An 11,439-nucleotide genomic window follows, 5' to 3' on the forward strand; every position below is an offset into this window, starting at 1 on the left:
GTGATGAGTTCGGTGTCGAGGGTGTAGGTGGTGGTGGCGCCGTGGTGGGAGGCTACTGCGGGGCGGGGGCGATCCACCGGCAAAGACAACTCCTCCGGAAGGTCCGCGAGCGCGTCGCGCCAGAACGCGAGGTCGTCGCGGCGGCTTCGGATCCGGGCCGCTTCGCGCGCGCTGCCGGGGTGGATCCGCGCGAGGTCGGTGGCCGGAGCCGCCGCGGCGAACTCGTCGAGGAACTCCACGAACTTGCTGTGGTGGGCGGACAGTTCGGGGCCGGTGTAGCGGTCGGGGTTGGCCAGGAAGTGCAGGATCGTCCGCGGCGGTTCTCCGGTCTGATACAGGTTGACCAGGAGATCCTCGACCGGCCCGGAGCTGAGGACGTGGAAGTCCCCGGTCAACTCGCCGAAGCGGATCTTCTGGGGGAAGAACATGACGTTCACCATCGGGCCCGCGAACCGCCGCTGCCCGCGCGATCCGGTGGCGGCGCGAATATCGGCGAGGCCGCACCGCTGGTGGCGCAACGCTCCGACCAAGTCGGATTGGACCCGCCGTACCAGCGTCGCGACCGTGTCTTCCGGGCCGAGTGCGAGCGGAAGCGGCGCGAGGTTGACGAACACCCCGCCGGACCGGCGCAGGACGGCCGTGGTTCGGCCGGAGACGGGAACATCGACGAGAACCTCGTCCCGGCCGGTCATCCGGGCCAGATAGCAACCGAACGCGGCGATCACCACCGCGGCCGGGCTCGCGTCGAGCGCTTTCGCGGCGTCCGCGATCCGCCCCACCAGCGCCGTCGGCAGTTCGGCCAGCGCGACCACGCTGTCCGCACGCGGCGGCGCGTAGCGGGTCGCCAGACTGGATTCGTCATCGGCGACATCGGCGAGTTTGTCCACCCAATATGCCTGGTCGTCGGCGAACCGCTTCGACTCCCGATACGTGCGGTCGGCCTCGTACAGTGTGCGAAGGTCCGCCGCCCGGTTCGGTTCCGGCGGCCGTTGCTCCACGGCGGCCGTGTACAACTCCGCGAGTCGGTTCAACATCGTCATCGCGGCGTAGCCGTCCACCGCGACGTGGTGAGCTCTGCTGTACAACAGGTAATGTCGATCGCCGACCTGCAACAGCGCCCCCGCCCACAACCGGTCCCGAGCCATATCCAGCGGTGCGGTGTATTCGTCGCGCATCCACTTCAGTGCCGCCGCCATGGGATCCGGTTCGGCACGCGTATCGATTACCGGCCCCGTCGAAGCCAGCGACGGGTCGAACAGTTGATGCGGGCTACCGTCCACCTCGACCAGCCGAAAATACCCTGACTGGAACTCGTGACCCGCGCGAATTATCAGCGAACGCAGAAGCTCACGATCGAGCTCGCCGTGGAACTCGACGTATTGCGCCTCGCATATCGGGACGTCCGGACTCAAGCGTTGCGCCAGCCACAGCCCCCGCTGTCCGGCTGACAGCGGTACAGGCTCTGGTGGCGACACGTCCGGTGCGGTGTTCGATCCAGGGTCGGGGTCGAACTGCGGTCGCTGAACGGTCATCACCTTGCCTCCAGACCCGACCGGAAATCAGTTTATGCCGACCGGTTCGTTCGCGTACACCTAAACCACGATGCAGAGCGGCAAATAGTTGCCGAATTTACGAAATTGATAAGGGCCGGTGCGCGGAACCGCCGCAGCAGAGACTTTTGCGACGCGGTAGCGGCCGAACTGCACTGCGGCCTGATTCGGCCGATCGCGCCGTTGTAGTGTCAATTACGGTGCCGCAGGCGAACCGTGTCCTGGAGATCAGACGGGCGCTCAGTCCGTTATTACTGGTTTGTCCTTGTTCTCGGCACCGATGAATTCCCGTCTTTCCCGTCGGGCTGCGCGGCGGCCGTGGTGGACGTGACCCCGGTTCCGGTGGAATCGGCCACGGATCGAGCGCTGCTCAGTCGGCAGCCGCGATGGGTTCGGCGATGTCCACCGAAGCGGGGACTGCCGTCTTCCATCGCGCGTCGACGACGAGACCGGCCAGTCCGACCGCGAGGCAGGCGCCGGACAGCGCGAGCATCGCCGGATGGGTGGTCCCGGTGAGCGCGTCGCCGAGGATGACGGTGCCGATCGTGCCGGGCAGCACACCCAGCACCGTGGCGAACAGATACGGCCAGAACCGGATCGAGGACAAGCCACAGCAGTAGTTGATCACCGAGAACGGTACGGCCGCGATGAGCCGCAGCGAGCCGACCGCCAGCCAGCCGCGGCGGGCGAGACGTTCGTCGATGGCGCGCACCGCGGGATGGGTGAGCCGGGCGGCGACCTGATTGCGATCGAGCGCGCGGATGAGCACGATGGCCAGGGCCGCGCTGACGGTCGTCGCGCTCACCGCGAGCGTGATGCCCAGCAGCGGGCCGAACAACAGTCCGGCGCTGACGGTGAATACGGTGCGCGGGATCGGCGCCACCGTCACCAGAGCGTGGACCAGGAAGAACAGCAGCGGGAAGAGCGGACCGACGGAAGTCGCCCAGTCCTGCACCTGGCGGGGCGACGGCAGCGGAACCAGCAGCGCCGCGCCGAACAGCGCGACCGCGCCGACGATCAGCGCGACGATACGCGGGTCACGGATCAGCCTCGTCACGGGCGACAGGTTACCGGTTGGTAGTGGCGGGCAGGGTCAACCGGCTGGGAATACGCCCGCTAGCATCAGTGGAAGCGGGACGAATGCCCGTTAACCGAAGTAGTCGCTGAGCTGGGCGAATGTGAGGGTATCGGGCGCGCACTGGCGGTGCGCCCGTGGTGAGGAAGAGGAACAGCAAGCTATGCCGATTGCTTCAGATCCCGGGGCCGACCCGGTGCCCGAATACGGCGCATGGCGCAAGGGTGTTGCCGGGGTGCTGGCGAAGGCTCGCCGCGTCGATGTCAGCGAACTTCCCGAGGAGCCCGAGCGACTGCTCGACGAGACCACCTATGACGGGCTGACGGTCGCACCGCTCTACACCCGGCGTGACGAGCTGCCGGAGCAGCCCCTGCCCGGAACATTCCCCTTCGTTCGCGGCCGGGAAGCCACTCGCGACGTGCACCGGGGTTGGTTCGTCAGCGCGCGGTTCGCCCAGCGCGACGCCGCGGCGGCGACCCGCGAGATCCTGGCCGCGCTGGAGAACGGGATCAGCGCGATCTGGCTCGGTGCGGGCGAGCGCGGCGTACCGGTGGCGGATCTGCCGACCGCCCTGACCGGCCTGCTCTTCGAACTCGCCCCGCTCACGCTCGACGCGGGCGGCGACGTCGCCGACGCGGCGGCGCAGGTGTTCACGGCGCTCGACGGCTACGCCGCGCCGGCGCGCGACGGCATCCGGGTCTCGCTCGGCGCCGCGCCTCTGACCAGCCGCTTCGCCGGCCCGGCCGACACCGGTCTCGCCGAGGCCGTCGCACTGGCCGGACAGGCGGCGCGACGACCGGAAACGGTGCGTGCGATCACCGTGGATGGCACCGTCTTCCACGACGCGGGCGCCTCCGACGCCCAGGAACTGGGCGCGGCCGTCGCCGCGGGCCTGGCCTACCTGCGGTCGCTGACGGAGAGCCTGGACATCGCCGACGCGCTGGGACAGCTGGAGTTCCGGTTCGCCGCCACCGACGATCAGTTCGCCACCGTCGCGAAGTTCCGTGCCGCCAGGCGGCTGTGGGCGCGGGTCGCGCAGGTCTGCGGCGCACCGGATTTCGGCGGCGCGCCCCAGCACGCGGTCACCTCGGCCGTCATGATGAGTCAGCGCGACCCGTGGGTGAACATGCTGCGCACCACGCTCGCCGCGTTCGGCGCGGGCATCGGCGGCGCCGACACCGTGACCGTGCTGCCGTTCGACTCCGCCCTGCCGCCCGGTGAACTCGGCGTCTCGCAGGCGTTCGCCGATCGGATGGCCCGCAACACTCAGCTGCTGCTGCTCGAGGAATCGCACCTCGGCCACGTGCAGGATCCGGGTGCGGGCTCCTGGTACGTCGAGGACCTGACCGCCGCGCTGGCGGCGAAGGCATGGGAGTTCCTCCAGGAGATCGAGGCGGCCGGAGGCTACCTCACCGCGCTGGAGTCCGGGCTGCTCGCCGAGCGGGTCGCGGCGACCAAGGCCGCTCGCGACGCCGATGTCGCGCACCGCAAGACCGCCGTCACCGGCGTGAACGAATTCCCGAACCTCGCCGAGCAGCCGCTGTCCGAGGCGGCGCGGCAGACCGGCCGGGTCGCCCGCTACGGCGCCGCGTTCGAGCAGCTGCGCAACCGCTCCGACGCCTACCTCGCAGAGCATGGTGCGCGGCCGAAAGCGCTGCTGGTGCCGCTCGGCTCGGTGGCAGAGCACAACGTGCGGGTCACCTTCATCGCGAATCTGCTGGCCTCGGGCGGCATCGAGTCGATCAATCCGGGTCCGCTCGCGGTGGACGGAATCGCCGCGGCGGCCGCCGAAGCGGGGGCGCCGATCGCGGTGCTGTGTGGCTCGGATACGCGCTACGGATCGGAAGCGGGTGAAGCGGTGCGGCAACTGCGTGCCGCGGGCGTGCCCACCGTGCTGCTGGCGGGTGCGGCGAAGGCTGTCGCCGACCTGGACGACGCGCAACGCCCGGACGGATTTCTCGCCGCGCGCATCGACGCCGTCGCCGCGCTGTCCGGCCTGCTGGAGAAGGTGGGAGCCTGATGACTACTCGTGAGATCAAGCACGTGATCGGTAGTTTCGCCGACGTGCCGCTGGCCGAGGGCGCGCCGGAGCCCGCCGCGGTCGACGCGGCGCAGGTGACGGAGTACGTGCGCGCGGCCGCGGCGGCCAACCAGTACGCCCCCGAACAGCTGGTGTGGTCGACCCCGGAAGGCATCGACGTGCCGCCGGTGTTCACCAAGGCCGACCGGGACGCGATCGCGGCCGCAGGATATCCGCTCGACAGCGTGCCCGGTGTCGCGCCGTTCGTGCGCGGTCCGTACCCCACGATGTACGTCAACCAGCCGTGGACCATCCGTCAGTACGCGGGTTTCTCCACCGCAGCGGACTCGAATGCCTTCTACCGGCGCAATTTGCAGGCGGGTCAGAAGGGCTTGTCGGTCGCGTTCGACCTGGCGACCCACCGCGGCTACGACTCCGATCATCCGCGGGTGCAAGGTGACGTCGGCATGGCGGGCGTCGCCATCGACTCGATCCTGGACATGCGCCAGCTGTTCGACCACATCCCGCTGGACCAGGTCAGCGTCTCGATGACGATGAACGGCGCGGTGCTGCCGATCCTGGCGCTCTACGTCGTGGCCGCCGAGGAACAGGGCGTCGCGCCGGAACAGCTGGCCGGAACCATTCAGAACGACATTCTGAAAGAGTTCATGGTCCGCAACACCTACATCTACCCGCCGAAGCCCTCGATGCGGATCATCTCCGACATCTTCGCCTACACCAGCGCGAAGATGCCGAAGTTCAATTCGATCTCCATCTCCGGCTACCACATCCAGGAAGCGGGCGCGACCGCCGACCTGGAACTGGCCTACACCCTCGCCGACGGCGTCGAATACATCCGGGCGGGCATCGACGCGGGCATGGAGGTCGACAAGTTCGCGCCGCGGCTGTCGTTCTTCTGGGCCATCGGCATGAACTTCTTCATGGAGGTCGCCAAGCTGCGCGCCGGGCGCCTGCTGTGGAGTGAGCTGGTCGCGAAGTTCAACCCGAAGAGCGCGAAATCGCTGTCGCTGCGCACCCATTCGCAGACCTCCGGCTGGTCGCTCACCGCGCAGGACGCCTACAACAACGTCGCGCGCACCTGCATCGAGGCGATGGCAGCCACCCAGGGCCACACGCAGTCGCTGCACACCAACGCGCTCGACGAGGCGCTGGCGCTGCCCACGGACTTCTCCGCGCGCATCGCCCGCAACACCCAGCTGTTGATCCAGCAGGAGTCCAATACCACCCGCCCGATCGACCCGTGGGGCGGCTCGTATTACGTCGAGTGGCTCACCCACCAGCTGGCCGACCGCGCCCGCGCGCATATCGCGGAGGTCGAGGCGCACGGCGGCATGGCGCAGGCGATCGGCGAGGGCATCCCGAAACTGCGCATCGAAGAAGCCGCCGCGCGCACTCAGGCGCGGATCGACACCGGCCAGCAGCCGGTGATCGGCGTCAACAAGTATCAGGTCGAAGAGGACCAGCAGGTCGAGGTCCTCAAGGTCGAGAACTCGCGGGTGCGCGCCGAGCAGATCGAGAAGCTGCGACGCCTGCGCGCCGAGCGTGACCCCGACGCGGTACGGCGGGCGCTGGCCGAATTGACCCGCGCCGCGGCCTCTTCCGAGGGCGGCATGGCGAACAACCTGCTCGCGCTGGCCATCGACGCCGCACGGGCCAATGCCACCGTCGGCGAGATCTCCGCTGCGCTGGAGCAGGTGTACGGCCGCCACCAGGCGGAGATCCGTACCCTCTCCGGTGTGTACCGCGACGAGGCAGGGAAGGTCACCAACATCACCAAGGCGAGCGAGCTGGTCGAGGAATTCGCCGAGGCCGAGGGCCGCAGGCCGCGCATCCTCGTCGCGAAGATGGGGCAGGACGGCCACGACCGGGGACAGAAGGTGATCGCCACGGCCTTCGCCGACCTCGGCTTCGACGTCGACGTGGGCCCGCTGTTTCAGACGCCGGAAGAGGTGGCGCAGCAGGCGGCCGACAACGATGTGCACGTCGTCGGTGTGTCGTCGCTGGCGGCAGGCCACCTCACGCTGGTGCCCGCCCTGCGGCAGGCACTGGCCGATGTCGGACGCCCCGACATCATGGTCATCGTCGGCGGCGTCATCCCGCCCGGTGACTTCGAGGAGCTCTACCAGGCGGGCGCGGCGGCGATATTCCCGCCCGGCACAGTGATCGCGGACGCCGCGATCGACTTGCTGAAGAAGCTCGGCGCCGAACTCGGTCACGAACTCGGCAGCGGCGGCGCGGATTCCGCCGCGACGGAATGAGCGAAGCGGGTTCCCCGGCGCGCGACACCCCGAAGGTGACCGCGCGCCGGGCGATCGACGTCGACGCTCTGGCCGCGGCGGTCCGCGCCAACGAGCGTGCCGCTCTGGCGCGGGCGATCACGCTGGTGGAATCCACCAGGGCCGATCACCGTGCGCTGGCGCAGCAGCTGCTGCTGAAGGTGACGCCGGAGGCGGGCGCGGGGGGCGCGCCGTCCAACCGCGTCGGCATCACCGGCGTTCCCGGCGTCGGCAAGTCGACCTTCATCGACGCGCTCGGCATGTATCTGATCGAGCGGGGGCACCGGGTCGCGGTGCTCGCTGTCGACCCGTCCTCGACCAGGACCGGCGGTTCCATCCTCGGCGACAAGACCAGGATGGCGCGGCTGTCGGTGCAGCGGGAGGCCTACATCCGGCCCTCGCCCACGGCGGGCACGCTCGGCGGCGTTGCCAAGGCGACACGCGAGACCATCGTGCTGCTCGAGGCGGCGGGATACGACGTGATCCTGGTGGAGACCGTCGGGGTGGGCCAGTCGGAGGTCACCGTCGCGAACATGGTCGATGTGTTCTGCTTCCTCACCCTGGCCAGGACCGGCGACCAGCTGCAAGGGATCAAGAAGGGTGTGCTCGAACTCGCCGACCTGGTCGCGGTGAACAAGGCCGACGGCAAACACGAGGTAGAGGCCAGAGCCGCCGCCCGGGAACTTGCGGGCGCGCTGCGGCTGATCCACCCGCACGACGCGCTGTGGCGGCCGCCGGTGCTGACCATGAGCGGTTTGGAAGGCATCGGCCTGGACCGGTTCTGGGACACGGTGCTCGAACATCGTCGTGTGCTCACCGACGCCGGGGAGTTCGCCGAGAAGCGCCGTCGCCAGCAAGTGGACTGGACCTGGACCATGGTGCACGACCAGCTGCTGCGCAGGCTCTCGGACAACCCGGACGTGAAAGCCATTCGGGCGCAAGTGGAGAAGCAGGTCCGCGACGGCACCCTCACCGCCGCGCTCGCCGCCGAGGAACTGCTGAACGCCTTCGACGGCCGCTGAGCCGCCGGGGTCCCGATCCGGCGCCTTACCCCGCCCCGTCCAGCTGGATCCGCGCCACCAAGGCCCGATGGTCCGCGCCGGGGAGTCCCACGGTCTCCACCGCGACCGCGCTACCGCCGGCGACGAGGATGTGGTCGATACCGACCAGGGGCGGCCACCGCTTGCCGCATCGCGAGGAACGCCACCGCCCCCAGGACGGCGCAACCCATCAGATACGGCGCACCCGAAGCCGCCAAGACCGAAATCCGAGACGACGACGCGCTGAAGTGCAGGGCGATCCCCACGGCCCCGGCCGGCGCCGCGAGCCAGGCCGGCAGCTGGACCACTCGCGTCATTCCAGGCCGAACAGCGCCGCCGCATTGCGGTAACAGACCCGGCGCAGCCAGTCGTCACCGAGATCCAGTCGTTCGAGCGCCTCGATCGAATGACCGTAGGAATGTGGGATGTTCGGGAAGTCGCTGCCGAACAGGATGCGGTCGGCGAAGGCGCGCAGCCTACCGTGTTCGTGCACCGGAAACGGGGCGTCGGCCTCGGAGAAATCGGTCCACACCATGGTGGTGTCCAGCCGCACGTCCGCGTAGGCCTCGGCCAGGTCCAGGAATTCGGAGTACTCCGGCGTGCCCATGTGCGCGACGATCAACCGCAGGCGCGGAAAGCGCCGCAGCATACCGGCGATCGGTTCCGGCCCGGTGTGCGTTCCGGGCGCGGGGCCGGAACCGCAATGGATGACGATCGGAACGCGCGCGTCCTCCAGCAGGCCCCACACCGGGTCCAGCAGCGGGTCGCCCGGATGGTAGCCGCCGACTTGGACGTGCGCTTTGAAGACGCGGGCGCCGCGTTCGACGGCCTCCCGCACATAGCTCGCGGCCTGTGGTTCAGGAAAGAAGGTGGCGGTGTGCAGGCAATCGGGCGTGCGTGCCGCGAAGTCTGCGGTCCATTCGTTCAGCCACGCGGCCATGTCCGGCTTGTGAGGGTAGACGAGAGCGGTGAACGCGCGAACGCCGAAGTCGCGCAGCGTCTTCAAACGGACCTGCTCGTCGGCGCGGTAGGTGATCGGCCAGGCGCGGCCGGTCAACGGACCCGCCGAGTCGAAGTAGGCCCACACCTTCCGCAGCACCTGGTCGGGCATGAAATGCGTATGGACGTCGATGATTCCGGGCAGCCCGAGCCGGGTGCGGAAGGCGGCCAGGTAGGTCGTGTCGTCGGCGCCGCTCACCGGACCTCCTGCGTGGCGGGCGGATGCACCGTGCGCGCGAGGTTGCCGACCCGGGCGATCAGTCGCTCGAAGAACAGCTCGCGGTCGGTGCCGATCACGATGTCGGCGTTCGGTTCCCGGCCCCACATGCCCGTCCAGTCGGCGACCGTGGTCGCGCGGGTGATGGTGCCGGCCAGTTCCACGTCCACCGTCGCCGGGCGGGTACGGGCCAGCGCCGGGTCCAGCGCCACCGCGGCCGCGAACGGGTCGTGCATGTGGGCCAGATAGCCCAGGTCGTAGCCATGGTGGAAATCGAAGTAGAACCGCACCGCGTCGGTGACGTGCCGGACGATCGGATTGCTCGCCGCCGAGCGGGCCTCGGGCGGATCGGCGGGCGAGACGACCTCCACCGGGTAACTCTTGGCGTGCTCGGCGAGACGGGCCAGGTGCTCGGGCCGCATCTCGATGGTCTCGGTGATGTCGAGCGCGCACACGATCGGCCTGCGCTGCGCGGGGGCCGCGGCGAACGCGTCGAAGACCTCCTTGGCGGCCTCCGGATCGACGTGCACGTTCCACTCGTTGGTCGGCGTCGTGTTGCCCGGATGGTTGAACGCGCCGCCCATGATCACCAGGCGGTGCAGCAGCAGCGGCAGCTCCGGTTCGATCCGCAAGGCGAGTGCGAGATTGGTCAGCGGCCCGGTGCAGAGTCCGACGATCTCCCCGGGATGCGCGCGCACCAGCTCGACCCACATCCGCGCGGCCGATCGCGGCGAGAGACGGCGAGCCGACTGGGGGAGTTCGGCGTACCCGATGCCCTGGGGTCCGTGCGTGTCCTCGGTGGTGCGCAGCGGGATCGCGAGTGGTTCGGCCGCGCCGAGCGCCACTTCGATGTCCGGCGCGTGGCAGACATCCAGCCAGGCCAGATTGTTCGCCGCCACCTGCGCCGCCGGAACGTTGCCCGCGGTGGCGGCGATTCCGGTGATCTCGGCCTCGGGCGAGCCGAGCAGGTACAGCAGCGCGAGCGAGTCGTCGATGCCGGTGTCGACGTCCAGGATGATCTTCTGCCGCACGGGACGAGACTAGCGAGCCGGGGTGCCGGGGCGTCGCCGAGGTGGCCGATAGCTCGATGATGGCAGGCGGTAGTACACGCGTCTGGTACATATGTCTGAGACGTTGTAGCCTCGAGTCATGGGAAATCGCGAGGATCTGCTGGCGGGAGCACGGAAAGTCATCATCGAGCGGGGCGTCGCCAAGGCGACCGCCCGCGACATCGCCTCGGCGGCCGGTGTGAGCCTGGCGGCGATCGGCTACCACTTCGGCTCGAAAGACCAGCTGATCACCGAGGCCCTGGCCGACTCTCTTGGCACCGCGATCGGCGACAGCATGGAACAGAAGATCCGCGAGGGTAGCGGCGCGGCGCCGCTGGCGGCGTTCGCCGCGACGTGGAACGGCATGCCCGCAGTGTTCACCGAGAATCACGACAGCATGCTGGCGAGCATGGAGAACCTGGTCAGGGTCGCCCGTTCGCCGGAGTCACGGAAGTTCTTCGCGCAGACCCTGCCCGGGGCCTACCGGGACATGGCGGACGCGCTGCGAGAGGCACACCCGCAGCTGAGCGAAGAACAGGCCGAGGCGATCGGCGAACTGTATTTCGTACTCGTCCAGGGCCTCGGCTTACTGCAAACCATCGCTCCGGACGCGAACCTCCCCGACGGCGACCGCCTGGCACAGGCGATCGCAGCACTGGTCGGGGTCGAGGATTAGTGCTCTGTGCCTGCGTGCGTGATCAGCGCTAAGTATTCCCCGAATGACTTCGTCAGAGCGTCCAGCGCCGCCTTTCCTTTGACGTCGGTCGCTGCCGAGGGGCGTCCGATAATCCCGCTGGATGTGTATGCCGACATGCCGAGCAGCTGGAGATGCGCACGATCGGACGCCTCGTGATCCGCGTGCCGGAACGATGGCCGCACCAGGTCAGGTCTGGCGTGCAGCAGAATCGACGTTTCGAGTTCGCCACCGTGCATGTCATCGTGTGAGCTGGTGTCCATTCCGGCGGCCTCCCGGGCTCGGTTCCAGTCCTCTCGGCCGGGATAGACCACGACGTTGCGGCCGGTGGTGTTGGCCTCTTGGCTTGAGTTTTAACCTCTGAGCTGGGTTTTTATCCTGTTCGGCGGGGTCGTGGCCCGGGGGGGGGTTTGGATGGCTTCTGGTTGCTGGGTGTTTTGATGTGCACGTCGTAGCGGGGTGCTGGACGCTGGTTGCGGTGGCCGGCTGGTCGACCGG

9 protein-coding genes are annotated in these 11,439 nt (G+C 68.9%); 4 read left to right on the plus strand and 5 right to left on the minus strand.

Translation table 11 applies throughout. The annotated features are described in order from the left end of the window. Together ACWEO7_RS36375 and ACWEO7_RS36380 are read right to left on the minus strand one after the other, a co-directional pair. Positions 1 to 1,532 (minus strand): condensation domain-containing protein (locus tag ACWEO7_RS36375; protein ID WP_452430033.1); only part of this gene is annotated, 1,532 nt, incomplete at its 3' end. Between the two features lie 388 nt (positions 1,533 to 1,920). Further along, positions 1,921 to 2,607, minus strand: coding sequence for a TVP38/TMEM64 family protein (locus tag ACWEO7_RS36380; RefSeq protein ID WP_452430035.1), 687 nt, complete (start codon positions 2,605 to 2,607; stop codon positions 1,921 to 1,923). Between the two features lie 181 nt (positions 2,608 to 2,788). Between ACWEO7_RS36380 and ACWEO7_RS36385 the strand changes: the two genes are divergently transcribed. From ACWEO7_RS36385 to meaB, 3 genes are read left to right on the plus strand one after another with little or no spacing between them, the layout of a single operon-like run. Then, a complete protein-coding gene (locus tag ACWEO7_RS36385; RefSeq protein WP_452430037.1) occupies positions 2,789 to 4,645 on the plus strand; it encodes a methylmalonyl-CoA mutase family protein in 1,857 nt (618 codons plus the stop codon). Continuing rightward, entirely contained in the window at positions 4,645 to 6,924 is a 2,280-nt protein-coding gene (gene scpA, locus ACWEO7_RS36390) for a methylmalonyl-CoA mutase (RefSeq protein WP_452430039.1), read from the plus strand. The genes ACWEO7_RS36385 and scpA overlap by 1 nt, the downstream gene beginning before the upstream one ends. After that, positions 6,921 to 7,964, plus strand: a complete 1,044-nt coding sequence (meaB, locus tag ACWEO7_RS36395; RefSeq protein ID WP_356969698.1) for a methylmalonyl Co-A mutase-associated GTPase MeaB — start codon at positions 6,921 to 6,923, stop codon at positions 7,962 to 7,964. The genes scpA and meaB overlap by 4 nt, the downstream gene beginning before the upstream one ends. A 331-nt stretch (positions 7,965 to 8,295) precedes the next feature. On the opposite strand, the gene ACWEO7_RS36400 is transcribed toward meaB, so the two are convergent. Together ACWEO7_RS36400 and ACWEO7_RS36405 are read right to left on the minus strand one after the other, a co-directional pair. Continuing rightward, entirely contained in the window at positions 8,296 to 9,180 is an 885-nt protein-coding gene (locus ACWEO7_RS36400; RefSeq protein WP_452430041.1) for an amidohydrolase family protein, read from the minus strand. Then, on the minus strand, positions 9,177 to 10,229 hold the full coding sequence (locus tag ACWEO7_RS36405) for a nucleoside hydrolase (RefSeq protein WP_452430043.1): 1,053 nt from the start codon (positions 10,227 to 10,229) through the stop codon (positions 9,177 to 9,179). The genes ACWEO7_RS36400 and ACWEO7_RS36405 overlap by 4 nt, the downstream gene beginning before the upstream one ends. A gap of 118 nt (positions 10,230 to 10,347) precedes the next feature. Between ACWEO7_RS36405 and ACWEO7_RS36410 the strand changes: the two genes are divergently transcribed. Next, positions 10,348 to 10,923 carry a TetR/AcrR family transcriptional regulator gene (locus ACWEO7_RS36410; protein ID WP_452430045.1) on the plus strand — a complete coding sequence of 192 codons (576 nt, stop codon included), beginning with the start codon at positions 10,348 to 10,350 and terminating at the stop codon, positions 10,921 to 10,923. Here the strand turns inward: ACWEO7_RS36410 and ACWEO7_RS36415 are convergent. Then, positions 10,920 to 11,204 (minus strand): creatininase family protein, encoded by a 285-nt coding sequence (locus ACWEO7_RS36415; RefSeq protein WP_452430047.1) that lies wholly within the window; start codon positions 11,202 to 11,204, stop codon positions 10,920 to 10,922. The two genes, ACWEO7_RS36410 and ACWEO7_RS36415, sit on opposite strands and share 4 nt — an antisense overlap. Positions 11,205 to 11,439: the final 235 nt, after the last annotated feature.

It is taken from the genome of Nocardia sp. NPDC004260 (assembly GCF_053603155.1).

Excerpts from the sequence above, each read along its gene's own strand:
- ACWEO7_RS36385 (WP_452430037.1), top strand. The coding sequence starts at position 2,789 with ATGCCGATTGCTTCAGATCCCGGGGCCGACCCGGTGCCCGAATACGGC.
- scpA (WP_452430039.1), top strand. The coding sequence starts at position 4,645 with ATGACTACTCGTGAGATCAAGCACGTGATCGGTAGTTTCGCCGACGTG.
- ACWEO7_RS36410 (WP_452430045.1), top strand. The coding sequence starts at position 10,348 with ATGGGAAATCGCGAGGATCTGCTGGCGGGAGCACGGAAAGTCATCATC.
- meaB (WP_356969698.1), top strand. The coding sequence starts at position 6,921 with ATGAGCGAAGCGGGTTCCCCGGCGCGCGACACCCCGAAGGTGACCGCG.
- ACWEO7_RS36415 (WP_452430047.1), bottom strand. The coding sequence starts at position 11,204 with ATGGACACCAGCTCACACGATGACATGCACGGTGGCGAACTCGAAACG.